Here is a 25,047-nt window from a genome sequence, read left to right on the forward strand (position 1 = left end):
ATCAATGAACTTTGAACCAGTAATCGGACTAGAAGTCCACGTAGAATTAAAAACGGACAGTAAGATGTTCTCTCCGGCACCAAACCATTTCGGAGCTGAGCCGAATACAAATACGAACGTGATCGACCTCGGATATCCTGGTGTACTTCCAGTCGTTAACAAACGTGCCATTGAGTTCGGAATGAAAGCAGCAATCGCATTGAATTGTGAAATCGCAACAGATACGAAGTTTGATCGTAAAAACTATTTCTACCCGGATAACCCGAAAGCATACCAAATTTCTCAATTTGATAAGCCGATTGGTGAAAATGGCTGGATTGAAATCGAAGTAAATGGTGAGAAGAAACGTATCGGGATCACCCGTCTTCACCTTGAAGAAGATGCAGGGAAGCTTACACACTCAGGCGACGGCTATTCTCTTGTCGACTATAACCGTCAGGGAACTCCACTGATTGAAATCGTATCTGAGCCGGATATCCGAACACCGGAAGAAGCGTATGCGTACCTTGAGAAACTGAAATCCATCATCCAATACACAGGTGTTTCCGACTGTAAGATGGAAGAAGGATCACTTCGTTGTGACGCCAATATTTCCCTTCGTCCGATTGGCCAGGAGAAGTTCGGTACGAAAGCTGAGCTTAAGAATCTGAACTCCTTTAACTTTGTTAAAAAAGGATTGGATTATGAAATCGTCCGCCAGGAGAAGGTTCTATTATCCGGAGGGTTGATTCAACAGGAGACGCTTCGTTTCGATGAATCAACAGGTAAAACGATCCTTATGCGTATAAAAGAAGGATCGGATGATTACCGTTACTTCCCTGAACCAGATCTATTACATCTTCACATCGATCAAGAGTGGATGGACCGCATCCGTGCTGAGATTCCTGAGCTTCCGGATGAGCGTAAAAAACGATATGTAGAAGAGTTAGGATTGCCTGCATATGATGCCATGGTTCTGACATTGACGAAGGAAATGTCTGATTTCTTCCAGGAAACGGTTGATGCAGGAGCAGACGTGAAGCTTGCGTCTAACTGGCTGATGGGTGAGGTTTCAGCTTACTTAAATGCACAGCAGAAAGAGCTTGAAGATGTTAAGTTGACGCCCGAAGGACTTGCAGGCATGATTCAGTTAATCGAAAAAGGAACGATTTCTTCCAAGATTGCGAAGAAAGTGTTCAAAGAATTAGTGGAAAACGGTGGGGATCCAGAACAAATCGTGAAAGATAAGGGTCTTGTTCAAATCTCTGATGAAGGTGCCTTGTTGAAGATTGTGACAGAAACGCTAGATGCGAATCCACAATCCATCGAAGACTTCAAGAACGGAAAAGACCGCGCCATAGGCTTCCTTGTAGGTCAAATCATGAAAGCCACTAAAGGCCAGGCCAATCCGCCGCTGGTAAACAAACTACTGCTTCAAGAAATTAAAAAACGCTAATAAACGATCATCATAACCCCTGGAAACGACTTGTTTCCAGGGGTGTTTTTGTAAAAAAAGAGGGACGGACCTTGAATTATTTCAAGGTCCGTCCCTCTTTTTAGTTCAAGTTTTCCTGAATAAAGTGAATTTTATTCGTTTTGTATAGGTCATTTAACCCGAGGTAGAAAAATGAGAAATATAGGTCTTTAGGCTCGTTCCCCATGATTGGTAGTTGCATTATAGTATATTTAATGTTTAGAATAATTTGAAAATTATAACGAAGAGGTGTTGTAATTGAAGAAAAAAGTCGTTGCAATGGGATTAACAGCTGGATTAATGATGAGTCCGGTATTGGCTCCGGAAGCATTTGGAGCATCAAATGTGAGTGAAAAAGTGAATTATAATTCGAACATGGGGACGCCGCAATTTATTTCTGGACAATTAACAAAGGCATCATCTAAGGCTCCGGAAACAATCGTATTTGATTATTTAATGGAAAAACAAAAGGCATTCAAGTTCAAAGGAGACGCAACACTATCATTCCAAGTAAAAGAAAAGCAGAAAGATGATTTAGGATTTACATACCTTCGTATTCAGCAGGTTTATAAGGGGACACCTGTTTACGGAGCGGTTCTGACAGCACACGTGAATAAGGATGGTGTCCTGACAGCGTTGTCCGGTGCACCTGTAGCCAACTTAGATAGCAACAAAGCCTTGAAACAATCGAAGAAAATATCGAAAAAAGCGGCCATTGCAAAAGGGGAGACAGATCTAGTCAGTCAGATTGGAAGTCAGCCGGATTATGAATATGCACATAAATCAGATTCAGTGATTTATGTGAAAGATGGGAAATCCCATTATGCGTATCTCGTAAACTATAATTTCCTTGCACCAGAACCAGGAAACTGGAATTATTTCGTGGATGCTGTTACAGGGGACATACTCGGAAAAGTAAATGAAATTCATGAAGCAGGTGGAAAACCTGGCGGTGGTGGCACGGCAACAGGAGGAACGAATGCCGTTGGCTCAGGTAAGGGTGTTCTGGGAGATACGAAAACATTGAATACGTATCTTTCTTCTTCTACTTATTATCTTCAGGATCTTACGAGGGGAGCAGGAGTGTTCACTTATGATGGAAAGAATCGTACCCGTCTGCCTGGCTCACTGTGGACAGATACTGACAATGTATTTAATGCAAGCTATGATGCGGCGGCTGTAGATGCTCATTACTATGCAGGAAAAACGTATGATTATTATAAGAATACTCATAATCGAAACAGCTATGATGGAAGTGGTGGTGCACTTAAATCGACTGTTCATTATGGCAAAAACTATAATAATGCATTTTGGAACGGTCAGCAAATGGTATACGGTGATGGGGACGGCTCGACATTCACTTCCCTTTCAGGTGGATTGGACGTTGTAGCACATGAGTTGACACACGCCGTAACGGATACAACAGCCGACCTCATTTATCAAAATGAATCAGGTGCCATCAATGAATCCATGTCAGATATCTTTGGAACTTTAGTAGAGTTTGATGCTAATAATAATCCAGATTGGGAAATAGGAGAAGACATTTACACACCGAATAAGAGTGGAGATTCACTTCGCTCCATGTCCAATCCGGCAAAATACGGTGATCCCGATCACTATTCTGTCAGATACACAGGAACACAGGACAACGGTGGGGTTCACATCAATAGTGGAATCGGAAATAAGGCGGCGTACCTTTTAAGTCAAGGTGGTACACACTATGGAGTGAACGTATCGGGTATTGGAAATGCTAAGACCGGGAAGATTTATTACCGTGCGCTGACACAATACTTAACACCTTCTTCAAACTATAGTCAGCTTCGTTCAGCGGCAGTCCAGGCGGCATCAGATTTATATGGTGCAGGAAGCTCTGAAGTGGCAAGTGTAAACGCTGCGTATAATGCAGTAGGAGTCAACTAAATAAGGAATGGAAGAGAAGGGCTGAAACGGCTCTTCTTTTTTGCAGTTTTTTTTTATCGTTGTGTGGAATTTTTTGGTCTCGGTGGATGAATGTGTGTTCAGTCTTGAATATATTTACAATTGCTTTCTTTTTGCCTTCTCCAGAATCTGTTTGGCTAAACGATAGTAGGTATCCGCTTCGACTTTCGATTCAGCTTTTTTTAACTGCATCATATAGTTTTGGAATCGAAGTTTGTCGACTGACGAGACTTTCATCACAATTTTTCTCATAATGGGGCTCCTTTAGTGGACAAAATTGTGTCCAATTATCTATTCTGAATTTTCTGTAAATAATATATAATAATAGTAAATGATTCCAGAGGGTGGATAGAATGTCCTTATTCGAAGTGATCTTGTTGCCAATGTTAATGGGTGGTATTGGAGGCTTAGGACATATTCTGGTTTTCAAAAATGGTCATTTCACTTTTCCGAGAAAATTTATCGATGATCGAGGTGAGAAGCACTATCTTTTTGGTTCAACAAAGGATATTATCATAGGCATTCTAGCAGGGTATTTGTCAGTATTACCGGTTGTTGATACAGTCCCCATCTGGTATGTGATCTATATTAGTTTATTATCAGGAATCGGGGGAAGTTCCGTTATCACTCGAAAAATCGAACAAAATTTAGCAAGCACCAAAGCATCCTATATTCAAGAGCTATCTCATTATCAGCTCGAACCGACCTCTAAGGGAGGATCACCAAACCATAATGAGGTGAAACCTGTTGGCGAAGTGGAAGAACAAAAGAATCAAGGTTGAACTGCCACCAGAAGACTATGAAAAAGCGAATCACTACTTAAAGAGACTGAAGGAGGCAGATAGCCTAGTCGAGCTGAACTACTACTATAATAAAGTGGCAAAAATAATAGAGAAATCACAGGATGTATAAGGTGGTTCAATAAAAAGGGTCGTCCTATATTCAATTACTATAACCAAAAAATACGAGGATGAAACTGACAATTGAGTCAGCTTTTTTTCTGTTAAAGAAAGATGTATAAGAAATATATCTCTTTCTTTATTGGCCTGTTTCCATCCCCCTCTGGAAAAATGGTGGAGGAGTAGCGCTGCGCTATTCCTTTTTTTAATGGACGGGAATCGCCTGTTACAGTTCATTAGAACCTGTTCATCAAGATGCTTTTCTTATATTATATTCCTACAGGCATAATCGTACAATTGAAATTTTTGAATAGATTGGAAAGAAGATTTCACTTGTGGAATGAGGGAAACATGAATATGCTAGAGAGAGAATTCCCGAGTAAAGTGTGCAGTGTTCACTGACCGTGTGAATGACTGGAGGAGGAAATAATGAATTTAGAACAATGGTTTGATAAAGGAATGACATCTAAAGAATACATAGAATATATGAAGGTCCATAAAGAAAATACTGAAACGATCCGGAATGGCTTTATGATTCCTGAAGAAGACGTAGAAGTATTGAATAAGCTTGGGGAACATTCTTTACGCGTGATTGCCATTACAGAAGATTGGTGTGGGGACGCCATGCTGAATATTCCCATCCTGCTGAAAGTGGCAGATGCCGCGGGGATGGACGTTCGCATGATATTGCGGGACGAAAACCTTGAGTTGATGGATCAATATTTAACAAACGGTACGTCGAGAGCTATTCCGATTTTTATTTTCATTGATCGTGAAGGGAATGAAAAGCTGGTTTGGGGTCCGAGGGCACCTATGGTAAAGAAGATTGTCGATGATGAGCGTGCCAAGCTCCCCCCTAAGGATCATGAGCTCTTCCCGGAAAGGCAGAAAGAAATGGTTCAACGCTTAACTTCTCAATATTCGAAAGACGTCGTCGTATGGCAAGAAGTATATGACAGCTTAAAAACGAGTTTGGTTCAAAATATATTGATGTAAATTGATAGACGTGAAGGGAGGATTGGGGGAATTATTCCCCAGTCTTTTTCTTTTGTTCTCTTTATGATGCCCTCATTCCCATGCTGAAATTAGAATGGTAAAAAATACCCTACATGATGGTATTTTTTGCCGGTTCACGAATGGGTGAAATCACGTTAATATGGTATAGGATGAGGAGTTGAAGCATCATGATTCACCAAAAGACAAATATTATCGTAATAGAGGCGCTAAATAAATTTCCCCATAAAATTCACATTAAATTGGGAGAGATCTTGCGTGAACGAGGATTGACACAAGGCGATCTTCATCGCTTAACTGGATTAAGAGTGGCTACGATTAATGAACTCGTGAATTTCAAGAAGAAATCGTTGACGGTTGCCCATCTTGTATCTATTATGATTGCCCTTAGAATCACGGATATTCGTGATCTCATTGAAATAGAATTTGATCAAGAAGTTCAAGACTACTTTAATGAAGAAAATCAACGAATGAAAAACGGATTCACTCCAGACTTGGCAAAAACCGCTGAACAAAACGTAAAGCGAATCGCAACTGGAGCAAACAACTAAGAACACCACACGCCCAAACGGTCATCTCTGATGACCGTTTTTTTTTTTTTTGTCTTGTTGTGAGGGACGGACCTCCAATTCTTACTCCAATTCCCTCATAAAATGATAGATATATAATATTCCCCAAGGTTTATCAGCAAGCAAATTAGGATAATTTCTTAAAGTAACCTGTAATTCAATAGAAAATGAACTATGACGATATAATAAACATTGAGGTCCGTCCCTCTAAAGGAGATTCGCCTTTGGGTACCGAATGTAGTAGGTAGGAGCGGCTTGAGGTATGGGAAGGTTTGTGGTTTAAAAGACAAGAAATCGTAACGTTCAGTAGAGTGAAAATCCATTATGATAGGGGTAGAGAGTGAATGGAAGTGAATTTTCGTAATAAGACCTCCCGTTATGCTGCGTCTTGTGATGATATTCCACATCAGTTTTTTGACACGTTAAAGGTGCGGGGAATTGTGTGGGAAGGAAGAAAAGTGGCTGAAATCGGTTCAGGTACTGGTGCTATGACGAGGAAGCTTCATAAACGTGGAGCTGAGGTGATTGGTGTCGAGCCTTCCATTGAGCTGAGAAAGACAGCCAAGGCATTGGAGAGTAAGCAATACCTGGAAATTCCGTATCTGACGGGGACGGCGGAATCAACGAATCTACCAGATCATTACTATGACGTGACGATGATCCATAGAAGCTGGCATTTATTCGACCGCCCGAAAGCGATAAGTGAAATGAAGCGAATATTAAAGGAAAATGGCACGTTCATCGTAAGTGATTCTAGCTTCCTTCAGCATCACGAAGTAGTCAAGGATACGATGACGTTTTTAGATGAAAATATAGAGATTACCCTAGCAGAATCAACTTCTGCTTCAGAAAATCAAGTCAATGGATTTCCGGTGGAATGGTTGTTAGAATGGCAGAAAGCTGACTTTATGATTAAAGATTTTTATTCATTTAATTATACGGTCGATTTTAGCTTGCAGACTTGGTGTGAACAGGTGGGGGCCTTATCATGGCTCGCTCACATAGAGGATACAGAGAAAGAAGGATTACTTCAATCCTTATATACCTTCCTGTCTAAACGGCACGATTCTCTCCACCAGTTTTCACTTCAACACCAGTTTACAGTCTGCCTGATGAAAAAGTAGAAAGAGTGATCGGATTGGAAGCAGCAGTTAAGAGATATGTAAACTATTTAAATATGAACATAGAGCCTCCTACGTTAAATTATTTGCAAAGACTTATTCAGCAACACTTAATCAGGATTCCTTATGAGACATTCAGTAAATTTTATTATTTTTCTCAAGGCGAATCGTTCGTGCCATCGTTACACACCTTCGCAGAAAATCTCCACTTGAAAGGGTGGGGAGGGACTTGCTTTACATTAAATATTAACTTTGGGAGACTATTGAAAGAATTAGGTTTCCACTGCCAATTTGTCAGAGTGAACCCTGGCCATCTTGGATTAATGATATCTATTGATAAACGTAAACTGTATGTGGATGTTGGATATGGCTCTCCAATTATGAAGCCAGTTGAGCTTGAGGCTAGAAAGAAGCATCTTCTTCACGGGTTTGGGGAAGAAATCACCTTTATCCAGAAAGATATCCGGGAATTTGAGGTCGACCGACGTTCGAATGGAAAATCCTTTGTGAAAAAAACAATCGAATGGGTTCCTTTGGAGGAAGAAGAGTTAGAGGATGATATCGAAGCGTCCTATCAGGATTCCGATGACAACATCACGATGAGGAGGATCACTGCTGTACGCTTCCAGGGCAACCAGTGCTACTTCCTTCGCAACCAAACATTGAAAGTCATGACGTATCGGAATATCCGGGAATATCAAATGAAGGACTTTGAAAAATGGAAAGATATTATTGGGGAAGTCTACCACTTTGATATGAAATCCCTTGAAGAATCCATTCAATTCCTGCAGCAGCGAAATATTAAGTTGTTTCCATAACCATCCAGAATATCGGTTTGATATTCTGGATGGTTTTTTTGTTGTGCTAATTTTCTAATATACTAGAGATCCTTCCTCGTTTATCCCCAAATGGCACGAAGTCCCCTGTCCCGATATAACGGCGTAATAGTATTGTCATATCAGGACTCCCATCTATTCGCCAACCGTTAATCCCAAGGTCCTGCTCTATTTAAGGCTTCATTATCATAAAAATGAATAAAAGTACCCCAAGTGATGAAACCAAATAGAAATAGCGATTGAAGATGATCATGTGACGCTGGATTTCTTCAGGGGGTGCCCCTGTTAGAAATTCATTCTCAGGCAAGGCGATCCAAGCGCTGATATTCTTGTAAACAGGGGTAATGAAGCCTAGGAAAATAAACTGAATGAGAACATACAAAGTGATCGATCCAAAAATCCACACTTGGGTAATGGAGCCATAGTCCCCTAAATAGAAAAGCAGGAATCCCGTTAAAACGGCTATGCTTCCCCCTATTTTTGGGAATAGTTCTAGCCGCTTATATAAACCCGTGATGACTTTCAATTGTTCAACGCTCATGTTGGGGCGGGTCAGAACATGGGCGAAGAATGTAGGGCCGATACCGATGATGGCAGATAGTACATGAACCAAAAGTAATACATCCATCTGAGCACCTCCGCGTAGAGTAATCTTTAAACAGTACGAAAGTTTATGCCTAATTATGTTTATTTTATGGCGAAGAGCGGGGAGGGCGGAATGTTAACCTGACAAATTTTTATATTTCATTAGATTTTTCCAGCGAAAAGAGTTATGATATTGACCGGTAGATGCTTTAGAATACTCAGCCTGCCAAACGATTTTTGCATGAATAAAATGAATTAGTATATGATGTTAAAAGATGGAATATATATGGACGAGTTTTTTGAATTAATACAGGTTAGGATGATGGGTATGAAACGAGCACGAATTATATACAATCCTACTTCAGGACGAGAGCTGTTCAAAAAGCATCTTGCGGAAGTATTAATCAAGTTAGAAAAGGCAGGGTATGAAACCTCTGTTCACGCAACGATTTGCGAAGGGGATGCGACTGAGGCTGCACGAATTGCAGTTGAACGTAAGTATGATATCGTTGTCGCTGCAGGTGGCGACGGCACGTTAAATGAAGTAGTCAACGGATTAGCCGAGCAGGACTACAGACCGAAACTTGGCATTGTTCCTATGGGGACCACGAACGACTTCGCCCGGGCTCTTCACATTCCAAGGGATATCAGCTCGGCCATTAATGTGATCACAAAAGGTGAAACCCTGCCTGTCGATATTGGACGCATGAATGAACGATACTTCATTAACATCGCCGGTGGAGGTAGAATCACCGAATTAACCTATGAGGTACCAAGTAAGCTTAAGACCATGATCGGACAGTTGGCCTATTATTTAAAAGGCATTGAGATGCTTCCTTCCATTAAACCAACCGATGTATCGATCGAATACGATGGAAAGTTATTTGAAGGGGAAGCCATGCTCTTCCTCATTGGACTAACCAACTCGGTAGGAGGCTTTGAGAGACTGGCTCCTGATGCCTCAATCAATGATGGATTATTTTCCCTATTGATTTTGAAGAAAACGAATTTGGCTGAATTCATCCGCATTGCCTCATTGGCCGTTCGTGGCGAGCACGTAAATGATCCAAACGTCATCTATACTCAAGCCAATCGAATCAAAATCAAAGCAAAAGAGAAGGTACAGCTAAATGTAGACGGTGAGCTCGGAGGAGTCCTTCCGGCTGAATTCGAAAATCTTTACCGTCATCTTCAAGTCTTTGTCCCACTTGATAAGATTCGTCCGGAAGATAAAGCTGAATAATGAAAAAAGGAATGCCGTCTAGATGATGGCATTCCTTTTTTGGACTTTTATATAGGGGTTAGTCAGAGATATATGCGTCAGAATAATGGTTTATGCGTCACATTCAGGTTATATGCGTCAGAATAATGGTTTATGCGTCACTCTCAGGATATATGCGTCAGAATATTAATTTATGCGTCACATCCCGGATATATGCGTCAAAATCTCCGTTTATGCGTCACTCTCAGACTATATCAGTCAAAATCTAATCTATGCATCATTCCACAAAAATAATCATACTCAGTGAACAAGCAGAAACACACTAAACGTCAAGGGGAATCCAATCAAAAATCCCCAGCCAATCTGTTGCTTATGACGGAAAGGAACCTTCCTGACAAACCACGACAATAGGTGGGCAACGATTACAAAGGCAAAAACCCAAATTAATTGCCCAACCACGAATACAAATAGATAAGCAAGGATGGATTCTTTATTTAATAAGAGGGATATCCCAAATCCAAAGGTCAAGGTTAAAAAAGTGAGAGCAATGAAAATGTAGGGTAGCCACCACCTTCTTGACTTGAGAGCAAATAACACACCAAGAAACACATTTCCTACCAGGATAAGGTTTACTAAGAAGTCTGGGTTCATGTTTATCTACCTTCTCTTTTCTAGAATTATTGCACATACCATTTTACCCTTTGTTCATCGACTAAAACGCGGTAAGTTTTGACAAGCGATCAAGAAAAGTGAAAAATCTGTTAAATTTTGTGTTCCTTTAGCTTCAAAAGCTGTGGTAAAGTAAATAAAAAGTATGTCGGACAAGTGTCACTGGGAGGGTGAATTTTATGTATATCGTACATTCAACATTTGTAGTGCCTGATGAAAAGGCGGATGAAGTCATTTCAATCTATCATTCCCGGTCAGGTTTAGTAGATGAGGCAGAAGGGTTTCAACGATTCCTTCTTTTGCAAAATGAGAAAAAACCCGGAGAAATCACAGTTCACATGGAATGGGAAGCGAAGGAGTACTTTATGACGTGGGTGCAAAGTGAAGACTATAAGAGGATTCATGAATTAGAGAAGAAATACCCGGATCAGGAGCTTGCATCCATCGTCCCATCCATCGATCGCTTCAAGGTGGTGGCTTACTGATGGAACATAAGTATAAAAGTGTCATCGATTCAGCCATTGTAAAATTGTATGAACGATATCCCGAATTGAATGAAAAATTTGGTGATGCCGGACGAAAGAAATGCTATGAAGATAATATTCATCATTTTAACTATCTGCAATCTGCTGCCGATCTAGGTGAATCGAAGGTTTTCTCTGATTATGCCCTCTGGTTGAACAGCGTGCTCGTCAGTAGAGGGATGAAGTCGGATCATCTTATTGATAATTTCATTTGTATCATCGAATCACTCGAAGAAAGTGAGATTGATAAGACTGAAGACTTCAAATCTCACCTGAATCAAGCCATCGAGTCGATTCGAAGAACAGATAGCGAAAACATATCCTCCTAAACCGGAAGAGCATCGAGCCACGTTCGATGCTTTTTTATTTACAAGGGACGGACCTCCATCCATTTCATTCTCCCTTATCATTTATGGTACAATCAGTAGAGTCTTAAAAAGGAATTCGTAAAGGAAGATATACGTGAGTAAAAAAGCACCAGTTCAGAAAAATGATTATATAGATGAAGCGGTATTCGAAGACCTGACACATGATGGGAATGGTGTCGCAAAGGTCGACGGATACCCATTATTCGTACCCAATGCACTGCCAGGTGAAGAAGGCAAGGTGAAGGTCGTGAAGACGAGCAAGGGCTATGGTTTCGGGCGTCTGACAGAACGCACGAAAGAAAGTCCATTTCGCCACGAGCCTCCTTGCCCGATTTACAAGGAGTGCGGGGGTTGCCAGATACAACACATGACCTACGAAGGACAACTGCAAGCAAAAGAGAAAAATGTTCGTGATGTTATGCAGCGTATCGGGAAGCTACATGACGTAAAGGTGCACCCTGTTCTCGGAATGGAAGAACCATGGCGCTACCGGAATAAAGCGCAAGTGCCTGTAGGGGAAAAGGATGGCCGATTTGTAGCCGGATTTTATCAGAAGCGCAGTCATGAGATTATTGATATGGACAAATGCATCATTCAATATGAAAAGAATGATGAAGTGATCCAGCATGTGAAGGACATTTGCGAGAAGGTGGAGGTCCGTCCCTATGATGAGAAGAATCATAAAGGGACGCTGCGTCATCTGATGACACGGACGGCGTATACGACGGGGGAAGTGATGGTTGTCCTGGTCACACGGACACAAGAGCTTCCTCATAAGGATGCCATTGTCGAAGCGCTTGTTCGGAATATTGAAGGATTAAAATCGATTGTTCATAATGTGAATCCTAAAAAAACGAACGTGATCATGGGAGACAGCACCCGCGTCTTATGGGGGGAAGAAGTGATCCATGATTATATCGGGGACGTGAAGTTTGCGATTTCTGCAAGATCCTTCTACCAGGTGAACCCTGAGCAAACGAAGGTGCTTTACGATAAAGCTTTAGAATATGCGGATCTCCAAGGTGAAGAAACGGTCATTGATGCGTATTGTGGGATTGGAACGATATCGTTATTCCTTGCCCAAAAGGCAAAGAAGGTGTACGGGGTTGAAATTGTTCCACAGGCGATAGTAGATGCGAAGCAAAATGCTCTATTAAATGGCATAACGAATGTAGAATTTAAAGCGGGACCTGCGGAAGTGGTCATCCCCGATTGGTATAAAGAAGGAATAAGAGCGGATGTTCTAGTTGTGGATCCTCCGCGAAAGGGCTGTGATGAAGCCCTTCTCAATACCATCATAGCGATGAAACCAAAGAAGGTAGTCTATGTATCCTGCAACCCTGCAACACTTGCCCGGGATTTGAGAATTCTCGAGGACAGCGGTTATAAAACAACAGGGGTCCAACCTGTTGATATGTTCCCACAGACGATGCATTGTGAAGCAGTTGCCAAGATAGAATTAGTTGAATAAAAAAGTGAGGAAGAAAGCCCATGTATCTCACCATTAAAGAAACAGCGGTATTTCTGTCCCTGCCTGAATCGTATATCGAAAGCCTTGTGCAACAAAAGAAAATACGGGCGGTACATGACGGGGAACAATATTTATTATACCGTGATCAATTTAATCAGCATCTGGAGCAAATGGAAAAAATGAAGCGGCAGCTCGCTGACTATTTAAGTGAACCGATTCCGGAAGATATCGATGTGAAAGACGAAGACTGATCCTGTATGATTCCGGAAATTATCTATAGAAATGGAGAATACAATGAGCGGACAACAGCGTTCCAATATTAAACCAGGTCTCGAAGTGGACATCGTCCTGAAAAAAGACCAAAGAACAAACAAATTGACCCGTGGGATTGTGAAAGACATTTTAACCAACTCACCGAATCATCCACACGGCATCAAAGTCCGGTTGGCTGATGGACAAGTTGGCCGTGTGAAGAATATCATTCAGTAGAAAGGAAAGGGACCAATGAGGTCTCTTTTTTCGCAGGCGATTGATTACGTTCCTGGTACCAAAATCAATGTTCTGATTTGTCCTGGACAGATGTAAAAAAGACCATCGTGGTCTTTTTTACATCTAACTAAACAATTGAGGAATTCCTTTTATCAATGCGTAAACTCCCATATAAGACATGGCCACGACAATTAGTACCCCGAACGTGGTCATCCAAATCGGGTGCTTGTAGTCACCGACAATTTTGGTTTTATGAGCGGCAATCAGCATAACACCTAATGCGATTGGCAGGATCAATCCATTTAGGGAACCTACCAGGATCAAAATAGCGACGGGCTTCCCTACAATCACAAATACGAGTGTGGAAATTGAAATGAATCCAACGATCAGCCACTTATGATATTTTTCCAGGAGGGGACTGAATGTACGGATAAAAGATACTGACGTATAAGCGGCACCTACAACGGATGAAACAGCGGCGGACCACATGACAATTCCGAACATCTTGTACCCAATATCACCTGCAGCCAATTGGAATACAGACGCAGGAGGATTCGAAGGGTCTAATGTAAATCCTTGCGCGACAATTCCTAAAGCTGCCAAGAATAGAAAGATTCGCATGATGGATGCGATACCAATGGCAGATACAGAGCTTTTCGTAATCTCTGGAAGTGCTTGCCTCCCGGTTATTCCTGCTTCCAATAATCGGTGACCACCGGCAAACGTGATATAGCCTCCGACTGTACCTCCTACCAGTGTAATAATGGCTAAGAAATCAATGGTGTCTGGAGCAAATGTTTTCGTTACGGCTTCCCCAATAGGAGGATTCGCCGTAAACATCACGTACACTGTAAGGATGATCATGAGTAATCCTAGGATTTGTGCAAACTTGTCCATTAGTCTTCCTGCTTCTTTCACAAGAAAGATTCCAACCGCTACAATCCCACTAAATAACGCACCCATCTCAGGTGAAATCCCGAACAGGACATTTGTTCCTAATCCCGCCCCGGCAATGTTTCCGATATTAAAGGCTAAGCCACCAGCGACGATGAGAATGGATAGGAAATAGCCTAAGCCCGGTAAGACATCGTTCGCGATATCCTGGGCCCTTTTTTCAGAAATAGCGATGATTCGCCATATATTTAGCTGGGCACCGATATCAATGAGTATGGAAATTAAAATGACGAAACCAAAGCTTGCGGCAAGCTTTTCGGTAAAGACGGTTGTTTGAGTTAGGAAACCTGGTCCAATGGCAGATGTCGCCATTAAGAATGCAGCTCCCAATAAAAGACTAAAATTCGATTTTTTCTTCAAGAGGTTCGCTCCTTTGCTGTCATGGATTGTGTTAAGAGTTACATTTCAGGGCAATGCCCTGTTTTAAATGATTTAATTGTTTCTCCCGATCTATGTATAGCTCTTGCGCCTTTTCCTGAGTGACCATAGTGAATGTCAATTCATCTCCAGGCTTTGTTTGAGCGATGAGAGGAAGGTCCACTGAAGCGATGTACCCGATTCGCGGATACCCTCCGGTTGTTTGCCGGTCCGCAAGCAGTATAATAGGATCTCCATTCGACGGAACTTGAATCGTTCCGAAAACAACCGCTTCTGATATCATATTGAGTTCTTCTTCAAGAGAGAGGGAAGGACCTTCTAGTCGATATCCCATCCGATCTGATTGAGCAGAGACTTTAAAGGGTTTATTGAAAAATTGTTCCTGACTTTCTGCAGAAAATAACTCATACTCGGTTCCAGGGATTATCCGGATCGCCTGCTTCTGTTGATAGGAGGAAATAAATTCAGAGGAAATCGACCAATCGATCTCTGTGAAATGGTTGTCCTCCAAATAAGGCAGTAAATAGTCAATGATCTTTTCTGATTCTTTCTTGAGCGGTCTTCCTGCTTGCAGGGCGTCACCTGCCTTCAAGGGGCGGCCATCCAAACCTCCAATCCCGGCTCTTACATAGGTGGACTTGCTGTTCATGACCGTTGGTACATTGAATCCACCGGCCACTGCAAGGTAACTGCGACAGCCATTTCTAGAGGCACCGAATTTGAGGACACTTCCAGCTTTGATCAACAGGGATCTTCTTAACGGAACAGGCTTCCCATCAATGGTTGGAGATAAGTCTCCGCCACAGATCGAGATAAGAGTGGTTTCCTTAAATTCCAGGACAGGACCCATCAGGGTGATTTCAAGGGCTGCCTCGTTTTCATCATTTCCAACTAGAAGGTTTGAAATTTTATGGGCGAGAGGGTCCATACTTCCGCTTACGATGACGCCGTATTTCTGATAGCCATGCCTTCCTAAATCTTGTATGGTCGAAAGGAGGCCGGGCTTCTTTACATTAATCATTGTTCCTCCTCCAATGCTTTATATTCTTCTAGTGAAATCGGTTTGAAGCGGATCTGATCTCCGGCTTTAAGTAAGCTTGGTTCTTCGTCGTGTTCAGGCTTGAATAGTTTAAGGGGGGTACGTCCGATCAACTGCCATCCACCTGGTGTTTCAATAGGATATACGCCGGTTTGCTCTCCTGCGATCCCGACTGTTCCAGCCGGTATTTTCAGCCGAGGGGATTCTCTTCTCGGAGTCGCAATATCTGAAGACATGCCACCGATATAAGGGAAACCGGGTGCAAAGCCAATCATGTATACAAGGTATTCACCGTTGGAATGTGTTTGGATGACCTCATCTGAAGACATTCCGTTATGGGTTGCGACTTCCTCAAGATCTGGACCGAATTCTCCTCCGTAGCAGACGGGAATATCGATGATGCGTGATTGTGATTGTTCTCCTATTGTGAGTTGGGACAGGATATGTTCGACTTCTGAACAAACAATTGAGTATGGCAATGTGTTTTGAAATGGTTTGTTGGATGCAATGATCTTGATTGGATCGTAATAAAGGGTGACGGTTGTAAATGCAGGAATAATTTCTACGAGCCAATCGATTGTTTGGGTTTCGAGAAAGTATGTTACCGCTTTCACAAGTTTGTGAGTTTCTTGCTGGATTGAGTTTCCTAATTGGATGGCGACTGCATGATCGCCTACTGGTCGTAACGTATACTTCAAGGAACTACCTCCATTCTTAGTTGTTTGTTTACTAAGGATAAAAATGATTATTCAGAAATTTTAACCATGTTGTTATTATAGTATAATTTTTTGTCATTTCAATATAAGGTCGGGAATTAGATGGTTATTTGGTGAGAATAAGGCTTTGCACCTAAGTTATTCTGGAGGAGTTTTTTGGGATTATTCGAGTGAAACGATCCTTTCAAACATTTTCTATCAGTTTTTGTAAAAAATCTAGCTGGTATTCACGAGTGTTCATTCGTATCGAATTTATGTTTTATGTGCTATTATTTAGTAATCCGAAATAGTATCCTCATTGATTAAGACGTGGGGATTGTTGATAGATGTTGAAAGGGGGTTTTCCTATGGTGAAGGTAAAGGATCGTTTATGGACGAGGTCTTTTATTATGTTGATGGTAGGAAACTTGTTTGTGTTTATGTCATTTCAGATGTTGATTCCGACGCTTCCACCTTATATTAAGTCGCTGGGTGCATCGGGTCTTGAGATTGGATTGGTGACGACGTTATTTTCAATTGGGGCTGTGCTAAGCCGTCCGTTCATTGGGTTTATGTTGGAATATAGAGACAGGAAACCTCTTGTTTTAATAGGGGGGATCTCGTTACTCGCGATTACGGTGATTTATCCATTGTCTAGTGTTGTTTTGATTTTTCTATTATTCCGCTTTGTCCATGGACTCGCTTGGGGATGGTCGACCACGGTTAATGGAACGGCTGCCGTCGATGTGGTACCAAAATCCCGTTTAGGAGAAGGAATGGGGTATTATGGACTGTCGATTACGATTGGGATGATCATTGCTCCGAGTCTTGGCATCTACTTATTCCAGGTAACAACTTTCACGAACCTGATCATCACATCAAGTGCCCTTGGTGTCATTGCGATTATCTTGTTGGGGATCGTACACTACCGAACACCTCAAGTGGTCAAAGAAACGAAAAAGGAAGATTTGACGTTTTCTTATCTTGGCTCTTTAGTTGAGAAATCCAGCTGGTTCCCGGCGTTTATTACCATCATGGTCACGTTCGGTTATGGTTCAATCGTTACGTTTATCGTCATCTTTGGGGAAGAACGAGGAATACAACATATCTTCTTGTTCTATTTATGCAATGCGATCATGGCGTCCCTCTCCAGACCAATTGCCGGAAAGTGGTTTGATGAACGTGGACCTAAGGGGCTTGTCCGTTTCTGTATCGCGATTACGTTTATAGGGATGTGGGTGCTGTCTTTCGCACATTCTGATCTCCTCATTATTATTGCAGGCATATTATTTGGAGTTGGATTTGGATCGCTGATTCCAACTCTTCAATCATGGACATTGTCTATGACGCCAGATCATAGACGAGGAGTGGCAAATGGTATGTTCTTCTCATCCATCGATCTTGGGATTGGACTGAGCGGTTTAGTATTTGGCGTCCTGGCTCAATATGTGGAGACAGGTGTATTATTCCAAATCTCCAGCCTATTCCTGCTCATTGCACTAGTCGTCTCTATTCTTGAAGGCCGAAAACACAAAAAACTCGTTCACCAGACTTCACCATAGTTTGATGGTGTGGGATTGGTGGTAAGTATAAAGGACTATCTGTTATAAAGGTGACTTCAACCTTTCGTAATGGAGAGTCCTTTTTTCTGTAATGTAAGTGATTCCTAAGCATCAAGGCAGAAAGAATCAATCGGAAATTGAAAAGGAAATGAAATTTTATCACGATGAAATTCTGTTAGAATGATAGAAATAGACAAGTCTGTGAGTCTCCTCTACTGGAGGCCCACATATAACGGAGGACATTATGACAGAAGAAAAATTACTGATGGAAAAGTCATTCTATGAAACTTTTTTAGTAGACAATGACGGGGCACCTCATCCGATCGAAGTGCTTGGACAAGCATTTGTCGAAGAACAGCAAAATGAACCGTACGATTTAACGTTCATTCGCTTTGCACAAGGAGAAGTGTATTTTCATAGCAAAGACTATGAAGCGGCCATCTTTAAATGGGAAAGCATACTGAATGAGCTTGAGCCCTGGGCAAAGAAGAATATTGCAGATTCTTATTACGAATTAGGGATGCTTTCGTCTGCAGAAGATGTATACACCTCTATCCAAACAGAAAGTACGATTCTAACGATGGAAGTGTCCCTGCAATTATTTTCCCTTTATATCGAGCGAAACAAGATCAAGTCTGCCTATCGCATAATCGAGAAGGCTTTATCGATTGATCCAGACTATCCGAATGTTGCGGTCCTTGCCAGAACGTTTTATGAGGAACAAGAAGACTGGAAGAAAGCCGTGGAATTGGCGGTACAGGAATCGATTCGAACCGGGGATCCTTCTTGGTTTATGGTGCTGAGGGAATATGGTGACCAAGGACATACAAGGGCATTTGCCCCGAATTATTTCTATGATTTGTTGATTGCCGCGTATGAAAAGGATCGTAAGCAATTCAAGGAACTGGTTTCTTCTCTATGGACAAGCTACAGAAGTCATTCGGCTGGCCATATTGAATGGATGCTGACGGTCAATAGGATCTTTGAATATGTAGAAGTTCTTCCGAACGAATCGTGGCAGGACATCCTCTCTCAATTTCAAGAGGCGTACATGGGCTTCCTGGAAGGCGATTACCTTGTGAAGGACTTAGAAGGCTTTATGCCAAGCATGCTGACCAATTGGTTGAAAGTGAGCAGGGATCAACAGCCCCTATTCCCAGCGGCAGCCGTTTTAGCCTGGGGCGACGTGTTTTCTTACAGCATCGAGCAGGTGGTAACCGAAGAGGCAGAAATGGTCCTTCTGGAAGGGGACTCCTATCAGGCCCGATTCGAAGACATCATTCTGTTCTTGAACAAAATCATTCATTGGTCTGCACGTAATGACTCGCCAGTAGGATACAAAACCCAGTGGATCGCTGAGCAGTTAATGGATCTGAGTGAGCATCACCTTTTGATTGCAGGAAGCACCTCAAGCGGGAAGTCTTCCTTCGTTCAATCCGTTTTGGGTGAAAGCGTTGGAGAGGCTGAGGACTCTACCATCATTTATAGCTATCACGATCAGCAGGTGGAAGTGAATGAGATCCACGATCAGGGGATTCATAAAGTAGAAAGCATCGCTGATTTTGAAGAACTGATGCAAAGAGAGGCATTTGTCGAGTATAAGATTCCGTCTGAATTTCTTAAGGGAAATGGAAGTGCCATCATTGATGTTCAAACTGGGCAAAGAGATCTGGATGATTTGACCGCATTTTATCCTGTAGCCGATGGGTTACTATTTGTCTTGAATGCCGATGCACCTTTCAATTCAGAGGATCGACAAATATTAAGGAAAATAACGGAAATCGGACAGCCTTTGAACGTTCATTTCTTATTAAACAAAATGGACAAGGTATCCCATTCAGACCATACAGAAGAAATCATTGAATCGACACGAAACAAAGCCCGGGAATGGTTCCCGGATGCAGAAGTGCTGCCATACTCATCCTTAGAAGCTGTTCATCTGCAGCGAAACGATGTAGAAGCGTTCATAAACGAACAGTACAGGTTTAAAGGAAGCACCCTCAAATCTGAACGTGGAGCCAAATTATTTTATCTGGTGAGAAAGACATTAAGAGATCTATACTCAAAGCGTAAGAATCGTGAAAATGACTTAAAAGAGACTATCGCAAATAACGAAGATATCCTGTCACGTCTAAATGGCTTTGAGAACTACCTAGGAGACATGCAAAGCGAAAAGGTGTCGATTATCAAAGATTCTTTCCATAAGAAAAAAGAAGCCATGAAGAAGGAAATCTCCGAACAGATTCCTGCTATCCTTAGCGGTTGCTCGGAATTAATCAGTGAAGAAAGTGACTTCCGACAGATTCATACCGAATTAAATGACGCGATGAATACACGAATCCAAGAGTATATTCAAGGGGATCTCATGCCTCGATACGTTACCTCCCTTGAGGATTGGCTTGGATTCTCAAAGCAGGAGCTTCAAGATAGTCAGGTGTATTTGAATGAAATGAGTGAAACCTTTAACGCCCTCTTTGGTAAGGATAAAGTCGTATTACAATGCGATTTCCAAGTGATTGACGACTGGCGCAGGGATGTCAGCAGAATGGGGACGAGAGCACAAATTGATAAAGAAAATATTTTATTGAGATTTAAGCCTGCCCAATTCTTATTGAAGAGTGCAGGAAAGCTTCTCGGAGTCCTTCCTCAGAACAAGTCGCTTCTCCATAATCAATACAAACGCTATTTGGAGAACGAGGATTATCAAGATATTACCGCATCCGTTATCGATAAATTCTTCCTTCAATTTGATTTATTTGAAAAATCATTGCAGCAGGATGTACATTCATTCTTTGCGGAGCCTTTCAAACAATTAGAAGTGACGATTAAAGATACGGAAACAAATATTAGGGTCGATGAAGAAGCACTAAAGAAAATGAAAGCAAATCCAGAACAGTATTTCGATCCGATCACTTTATTTGAAGTGCAACTGCTTCAACACGAGTACATGGTGAAAGCGAGCTTTAAGGCTTCCCGCCATTATTCATAAGAAAAAGACTGATTCATAAAAGGGGGCTCCCTTTTTGAATCAGTCTTTTTTTAAAAATAATTCTGTTCCCTGGTTAGATAGGAGAAAATTCACTGTTTTCCTGAATAACACTCGCAATGATTCGTTCAAGGGAGTTTTCAGTGTGGATCTTAGAGAAATTCAAGCCTAAGTGGATGGCTGTCTGAGCCACTTCGGGACGGATACCCGTGATGATGGATTTCACTCCAAGTAAATTTAAAGCATCGATCAAATGAAAGATTTGCTGTGCAACCATGGTATCGATCAGAACTACTCCGGATAAATCGATGAGCAACAAGGATAGATGGGAATCAGCGCTTTGTTGGAGTGTTGATTCGACTATTGTCCTTGCTCGGTCCGTATCGATGTCCCCAATGATAGGCAGGAGCCCGACTTCAGAGGATAAAGAAATAACAGGTGTACTTAATTCTTTAATCAACGTAGATTGAGCATGAAGCCTGGTCATCAAGATCGACAGGAACGTCGATGTGAACGTTTCTAAAATATAATCCAAGGCGAAGTTAATCTTCCGTTCCCACTCAAATACCTCTTTCAACTGGATGTTTAATTCAGATTCTTCTTCCACGAACATTTCGACATACGTCCAGTACACCCTTCTAAACACACCTGAATTATGTACAACTTCATCCAGGGTCGTACCTGACTTACTGCGGTCGGCAGCTGTTTCCTTTGTCCAGTTAGAAATTAATTCCTTTGACTCTTCAGTCGAAAGCAACAGACATTTAGCAATAAGCTTCACATAATGAGAATTCTGTTCCTTTATTTTATTGAGGACTTCGGGTGGAGAATCAAGAGAGTAGTGTGATCCAGGTTTAACTTTCTGAAAGCGTAACCAGTCTTCTGTAAATTCTAAGGCGTGATCAACTAAATATTCATATAAATGAGACGAATGTGTATCCATAGACTCTCCCTTTGAAATTGGCTTATTCTTCTATTTTGAAACCTATTGAAAGGGCTGTCAATGAATAAGGTAGAAATACTTCTGTTCGAACTTGTTATATAGGAAAGCTAAGTAGGATTGTTGCCGAGTAATATTCTTAATTCTAGTAATATTCTAATAATAGTTGGAATTGTCTGAGAATCTATGTATAATTATAATTATTAGAAAAAACAAAAAACTTTAGGGGGACAACGATGAAAAAGAGAGTCAGAGGATTATTACTGGTATGTATGATAGGAATGGCAGGCATCATGACTGCCTGTGGAAGCGATGAAGCAAGCGGTGGAGGAGACAAAAAAGAGAAACTAGTTGTCGGAACCGATGCTGCATTTGCTCCATTTGAGTATATGGATAAAGGGGAAGTAGTCGGATTTGACATTGATTTCTTAGATGCCGTGATGGAAGAAGCCGGCTATGAATACGATGTGAAGAATATTGGCTGGGATCCATTATTTGCAGCGGTTCAAGGCGGCAAGGAAGTCGATATGGGAATCTCCGGAATCACGATCAATGATGACCGTAAGGAAACGTTTGATTTTTCAAACCCTTACTTTGAATCTACTCATATGATTATGTTTGGAGAAGATGTGGATATTAAGAGTGCTAATGACTTAAAAGGTCTTAAAATCGGGGTCCAAAATGGTACGACTGGTCAAGAGGCAGCAGAGAAAATTGTCGGCCAAAACAGTCCTGATATTTCGAAATATGAAAACAATGTCGTAGCGATTACGGCGTTAAAGCAAGGACAGGTAGATGCAGTCGTAACGGATAACACCGTCGTAAATGAATATGTAAAAAACAATCCACAAGACAATTTCAATACGTTGGAAGATCCGGAGAACTTTGAATCCGAATTTTACGGCTTGATGTTTTCGAAAGATAGTGATTTGAAAGATGATTTTGATAAAGCAGTAAAAGAAGTAATCGAAAATGGAACATATGCTGAAATTTACAAAGAATGGTTTGGTAAAGAGCCGAATACAGACGCTTTACTAGAACAAGCAGAATAAGGAAACGAGGGGCATAGAGAAAGAAGGGAATACTGGGCCTTCAAGAATAAAGTGATGGAAGAGGTCCTGTTCCTTCTTGAACTGTGCCTCTTATATGGGTCTAATTACTTACTATCGAAGTGGGAAGCGACACAGCGTCGCTAACTAGACAAAAGGAGTTATCGTATGGTGGATTTCAGATGGGACATTATCGGGGAATACTTACCCTTCTTTTTAAAAGGGGCACTATTAACAATCGGTTTATCGGTGGGAGGCATCTTTCTCGGACTGATTTTTGGTCTGCTAATGGGGATCTTCCGGATATCACCCTACCTGCTCGTTCGGACACCTTTCATTTGGTACATAAATTTTTTCAGGGGAACACCGTTATTTGTACAGATCCTCTTGATCCATTTCGGCGTCATGCCGATGATCATGTCGGAAATCAACCCTGCTGTTTCCGCTCTAGTAGCGTTGTCGCTGAATGCCACAGCTTATATCGCTGAGATTTTCCGTGGTGGTATCCAGTCCATTGACAGAGGGCAAATGGAAGCAGCCCGTTCCCTAGGTATGACTAACATCCAGGCGATGAGGTATATCATCGTCCCGCAGGCATTTAAGCGGATGATCCCGCCTCTTGGGAATGAGTTCATCGTGTTACTGAAAGACTCTTCCCTGGCAGCAGTCATCGCGGCACCGGAGCTTATGTACTGGGGCCGGGCCATGCAGGGACAATATTACCGCGTATGGGAACCGTACTTAGCAGTAGCAATCATTTATTTAATCCTTACTCTATCTCTTACGTATCTACTAAACTATATTGAGCGGAGGATGGCAACCGAATGATTAAAGCAGAGAATCTTAAGAAATCCTTTGGAGAATTAGAAGTATTGAAAGATATTAATGTCAAGGTTGACCCTCAGGAAGTGGTCGTTGTCATTGGGCCGTCCGGATCAGGGAAATCAACGTTCCTCAGGTGCTTAAACCTTTTAGAATCAATCACCGATGGACATGTGTATATTAAAGACAGGGATATAACCGACAAACAAACTGATATCAATAAAGTGCGTACAGATGTGGGAATGGTCTTTCAACAATTCAATTTATTCCCTCATAAAACCGTGATTCAAAACATTATGCTTTCACCAATGAAGGTAAGAAAATGGTCTAAGGATAAGGCGGAAAAAAAAGCTTTAGAGCTTCTAGATAAGGTGGGGCTGGCAGAGAAAGCTTACGTGTATCCTGACTCTTTATCAGGAGGACAAAAGCAGCGTGTAGCCATCGCAAGGGCACTAGCCATGGAGCCTGAGATCATGCTGTTTGATGAGCCGACATCGGCTCTGGATCCGGAAATGGTGGGAGAGGTGTTGGAGGTAATGAAACAACTGGCGAAAGAGGGGATGACTATGGTGGTTGTTACCCATGAAATGGGATTCGCCAGAGAAGTGGGGGACCGTGTGATCTTTATGGACGGCGGGTATATCGTCGAGGAAAACAGACCGGCTGAGCTCTTTGGAAGTCCTAAACATGAACGAACGCAGGCATTTCTGAGCAAAGTGTTATAGATTTTGGTCGATTGAGAGTAAGAAGTCCTGTAGTTTGGAGGAGGAACAGCCCGATCCTGACGTTTATTTTCAATTCGGAGGGGTTTATTCTCAAATCTGAAGGTTTATTTTCAATTCCAGGATATTTATTTTCAAAAACGAGGATTTATTTTCAAATCCACCCTTCAACAGGAAAAGGAGCCTTCTCATCGAGGCTCCTTTTCTTATGCAGATATATTTGTATGAACGATGGAATAGAGCTGTTTCCTTGCGCGGTGAAAACGGGTTTTGACCGTGGAAGAAGGGAGATTCAGCTTTAATGCAATCTCTTTGTCACTCAGGTCTCCCGTGACTTTCAATACCATGACTTCCTGTTGAGAGAGAGGCAGCCTCTTAATGTTGGACTCGATGCTGCTCTTAAGGAAGCGTGCTTCGATTTCTTCTTCCGTATGGCGATGTTCCTGAATGGGGTGTAACTCTTCATGATCTTCTATGCATACTTCATTACGTTTCGATCGTTTCCGGATGAAGTCAATGGCCGTACACCTTGCAATCGAAGTGAGCCATGCTTTTGTTTTAGCGCCATCCATCAGTGTGTCTATCTTCACATATGCTTTCAGGAAGGTTTCCTGTACGATATCCTGAGATAAATGGACGTCCTTCGTCAGGTTATAAGCGATGTGATAGATCAGCTTGTGAAAGTGTTCATACATCTCCTCGAAAGCGGGAGGAGATGTAGATGTTTCCAATGTGTACATAA

At 41.8% G+C, this 25,047-nt stretch carries 27 protein-coding genes; 19 read left to right on the top strand and 8 right to left on the bottom strand.

Annotation, left to right across the window (positions count from 1 at the left end):
- Positions 1-4: 4 nt before the first annotated feature.
- On the top strand, positions 5-1,435 hold the full coding sequence (gene gatB, locus FGG79_RS12930; protein WP_138778980.1) for an Asp-tRNA(Asn)/Glu-tRNA(Gln) amidotransferase subunit GatB: 1,431 nt from the start codon (positions 5-7) through the stop codon (positions 1,433-1,435).
- A 297-nt stretch (positions 1,436-1,732) separates the two neighbouring features.
- Entirely contained in the window at positions 1,733-3,373 is a 1,641-nt protein-coding gene (locus tag FGG79_RS12935; protein WP_138779765.1) for a M4 family metallopeptidase, read from the top strand.
- A gap of 114 nt (positions 3,374-3,487) precedes the next feature.
- Here the strand turns inward: FGG79_RS12935 and FGG79_RS21800 are convergent, their stop codons facing one another.
- Positions 3,488-3,643 (bottom strand): hypothetical protein, encoded by a 156-nt coding sequence (locus FGG79_RS21800; protein WP_171050919.1) that lies wholly within the window; start codon positions 3,641-3,643, stop codon positions 3,488-3,490.
- A 101-nt stretch (positions 3,644-3,744) separates the two neighbouring features.
- On the opposite strand from FGG79_RS21800, the gene FGG79_RS12940 reads away from it, so the two are divergent.
- From FGG79_RS12940 to FGG79_RS12960, 6 genes are all read left to right on the top strand, one after another.
- Positions 3,745-4,173, top strand: a complete 429-nt coding sequence (locus tag FGG79_RS12940) for a DUF4257 domain-containing protein (RefSeq protein ID WP_138778982.1) — start codon at positions 3,745-3,747, stop codon at positions 4,171-4,173.
- Positions 4,139-4,303 (top strand): hypothetical protein, encoded by a 165-nt coding sequence (locus FGG79_RS21805; RefSeq protein ID WP_171050920.1) that lies wholly within the window; start codon positions 4,139-4,141, stop codon positions 4,301-4,303. The genes FGG79_RS12940 and FGG79_RS21805 overlap by 35 nt, the downstream gene beginning before the upstream one ends.
- 416 nt (positions 4,304-4,719) lie before the next feature.
- Entirely contained in the window at positions 4,720-5,286 is a 567-nt protein-coding gene (locus FGG79_RS12945; RefSeq protein ID WP_138778984.1) for a thioredoxin family protein, read from the top strand.
- 188 nt (positions 5,287-5,474) lie between these two features.
- Positions 5,475-5,855, top strand: a complete 381-nt coding sequence (locus FGG79_RS12950; protein WP_138778986.1) for a helix-turn-helix domain-containing protein — start codon at positions 5,475-5,477, stop codon at positions 5,853-5,855.
- Between the two features lie 362 nt (positions 5,856-6,217).
- A complete protein-coding gene (locus FGG79_RS12955) occupies positions 6,218-6,997 on the top strand; it encodes a class I SAM-dependent methyltransferase (RefSeq protein ID WP_138778988.1) in 780 nt (259 codons plus the stop codon).
- A 14-nt stretch (positions 6,998-7,011) separates the two neighbouring features.
- The gene (locus FGG79_RS12960) at positions 7,012-7,812 is read left to right on the top strand and encodes an arylamine N-acetyltransferase (protein WP_240794273.1); all 801 of its coding nucleotides are present in this window, start codon (positions 7,012-7,014) and stop codon (positions 7,810-7,812) included.
- Positions 7,813-8,002: 190 nt separating this feature from the next.
- Here the strand turns inward: FGG79_RS12960 and FGG79_RS12965 are convergent, their stop codons facing one another.
- Positions 8,003-8,458: a DUF2269 family protein gene (locus FGG79_RS12965; protein ID WP_138778990.1), complete on the bottom strand. Its 456-nt coding sequence runs from the start codon at positions 8,456-8,458 to the stop codon at positions 8,003-8,005.
- Positions 8,459-8,743: 285 nt separating this feature from the next.
- Between FGG79_RS12965 and FGG79_RS12970 the strand changes: the two genes are divergently transcribed.
- Complete coding sequence (locus tag FGG79_RS12970) at positions 8,744-9,658, top strand: diacylglycerol kinase (RefSeq protein ID WP_138778992.1); 915 nt, start codon at positions 8,744-8,746, stop codon at positions 9,656-9,658.
- A 279-nt stretch (positions 9,659-9,937) separates the two neighbouring features.
- Here FGG79_RS12970 and FGG79_RS12975 read toward each other — a convergent pair whose 3' ends face one another.
- On the bottom strand, positions 9,938-10,288 hold the full coding sequence (locus tag FGG79_RS12975) for a hypothetical protein (RefSeq protein ID WP_138778994.1): 351 nt from the start codon (positions 10,286-10,288) through the stop codon (positions 9,938-9,940).
- Positions 10,289-10,485: 197 nt separating this feature from the next.
- Here FGG79_RS12975 and FGG79_RS12980 point away from each other — a divergent pair, with 197 nt between their 5' ends.
- The 5 genes from FGG79_RS12980 (at position 10,486) to FGG79_RS13000 (ending at position 13,158) form a co-directional block, all read left to right on the top strand.
- Positions 10,486-10,791 carry an antibiotic biosynthesis monooxygenase family protein gene (locus FGG79_RS12980; RefSeq protein WP_138778996.1) on the top strand — a complete coding sequence of 102 codons (306 nt, stop codon included), beginning with the start codon at positions 10,486-10,488 and terminating at the stop codon, positions 10,789-10,791.
- The gene (locus FGG79_RS12985; protein WP_138778998.1) at positions 10,791-11,159 is read left to right on the top strand and encodes a hypothetical protein; all 369 of its coding nucleotides are present in this window, start codon (positions 10,791-10,793) and stop codon (positions 11,157-11,159) included. The genes FGG79_RS12980 and FGG79_RS12985 overlap by 1 nt, the downstream gene beginning before the upstream one ends.
- A 133-nt stretch (positions 11,160-11,292) precedes the next feature.
- Positions 11,293-12,669, top strand: a complete 1,377-nt coding sequence (rlmD, locus tag FGG79_RS12990; RefSeq protein ID WP_138779000.1) for a 23S rRNA (uracil(1939)-C(5))-methyltransferase RlmD — start codon at positions 11,293-11,295, stop codon at positions 12,667-12,669.
- 20 nt (positions 12,670-12,689) lie between these two features.
- The gene (locus FGG79_RS12995) at positions 12,690-12,920 is read left to right on the top strand and encodes an excisionase family DNA-binding protein (RefSeq protein WP_138779002.1); all 231 of its coding nucleotides are present in this window, start codon (positions 12,690-12,692) and stop codon (positions 12,918-12,920) included.
- Positions 12,921-12,963: 43 nt separating this feature from the next.
- Positions 12,964-13,158, top strand: coding sequence for a YwbE family protein (locus FGG79_RS13000; RefSeq protein WP_138779004.1), 195 nt, complete (start codon positions 12,964-12,966; stop codon positions 13,156-13,158).
- Between the two features lie 123 nt (positions 13,159-13,281).
- Here the strand turns inward: FGG79_RS13000 and FGG79_RS13005 are convergent, their stop codons facing one another.
- The 3 genes from FGG79_RS13005 to pxpB all read right to left on the bottom strand — a co-directional run bounded on the left by FGG79_RS13005 (position 13,282) and on the right by pxpB (position 16,227).
- A complete protein-coding gene (locus tag FGG79_RS13005; protein ID WP_138779769.1) occupies positions 13,282-14,424 on the bottom strand; it encodes an NRAMP family divalent metal transporter in 1,143 nt (380 codons plus the stop codon).
- A gap of 79 nt (positions 14,425-14,503) precedes the next feature.
- Positions 14,504-15,511 (bottom strand): 5-oxoprolinase subunit C family protein, encoded by a 1,008-nt coding sequence (locus tag FGG79_RS13010; protein WP_138779006.1) that lies wholly within the window; start codon positions 15,509-15,511, stop codon positions 14,504-14,506.
- Entirely contained in the window at positions 15,508-16,227 is a 720-nt protein-coding gene (pxpB, locus tag FGG79_RS13015; RefSeq protein WP_138779008.1) for a 5-oxoprolinase subunit PxpB, read from the bottom strand. The genes FGG79_RS13010 and pxpB overlap by 4 nt, the downstream gene beginning before the upstream one ends.
- A gap of 365 nt (positions 16,228-16,592) precedes the next feature.
- Here pxpB and FGG79_RS13020 point away from each other — a divergent pair, with 365 nt between their 5' ends.
- Together FGG79_RS13020 and FGG79_RS13025 are read left to right on the top strand one after the other, a co-directional pair.
- On the top strand, positions 16,593-17,786 hold the full coding sequence (locus FGG79_RS13020; RefSeq protein ID WP_138779010.1) for an MFS transporter: 1,194 nt from the start codon (positions 16,593-16,595) through the stop codon (positions 17,784-17,786).
- 244 nt (positions 17,787-18,030) lie between these two features.
- Positions 18,031-20,775: a GTP-binding protein gene (locus FGG79_RS13025; protein WP_138779012.1), complete on the top strand. Its 2,745-nt coding sequence runs from the start codon at positions 18,031-18,033 to the stop codon at positions 20,773-20,775.
- A 73-nt stretch (positions 20,776-20,848) separates the two neighbouring features.
- Here the strand turns inward: FGG79_RS13025 and FGG79_RS13030 are convergent, their stop codons facing one another.
- Entirely contained in the window at positions 20,849-21,715 is an 867-nt protein-coding gene (locus FGG79_RS13030) for an STAS domain-containing protein (protein ID WP_138779014.1), read from the bottom strand.
- Between the two features lie 233 nt (positions 21,716-21,948).
- On the opposite strand from FGG79_RS13030, the gene FGG79_RS13035 reads away from it, so the two are divergent.
- From FGG79_RS13035 to FGG79_RS13045, 3 genes are all read left to right on the top strand, one after another.
- Positions 21,949-22,764, top strand: a complete 816-nt coding sequence (locus FGG79_RS13035) for a basic amino acid ABC transporter substrate-binding protein (RefSeq protein WP_138779016.1) — start codon at positions 21,949-21,951, stop codon at positions 22,762-22,764.
- Between the two features lie 168 nt (positions 22,765-22,932).
- Positions 22,933-23,589: an amino acid ABC transporter permease gene (locus FGG79_RS13040; RefSeq protein ID WP_138779771.1), complete on the top strand. Its 657-nt coding sequence runs from the start codon at positions 22,933-22,935 to the stop codon at positions 23,587-23,589.
- Complete coding sequence (locus FGG79_RS13045) at positions 23,586-24,308, top strand: amino acid ABC transporter ATP-binding protein (protein ID WP_138779018.1); 723 nt, start codon at positions 23,586-23,588, stop codon at positions 24,306-24,308. Before FGG79_RS13040 ends, FGG79_RS13045 begins: the two co-directional genes overlap by 4 nt.
- Before the next feature lie 203 nt (positions 24,309-24,511).
- Here FGG79_RS13045 and FGG79_RS13050 read toward each other — a convergent pair whose 3' ends face one another.
- The gene (locus FGG79_RS13050) at positions 24,512-25,045 is read right to left on the bottom strand and encodes an RNA polymerase sigma factor (protein WP_138779020.1); all 534 of its coding nucleotides are present in this window, start codon (positions 25,043-25,045) and stop codon (positions 24,512-24,514) included.
- Positions 25,046-25,047: the final 2 nt, after the last annotated feature.

Origin of the sequence: Bacillus sp. BHET2 (assembly GCF_005938125.1) — a bacterium.
In the GTDB taxonomy this organism is placed as follows: domain Bacteria; phylum Bacillota; class Bacilli; order Bacillales; family Bacillaceae_B; genus Rossellomorea.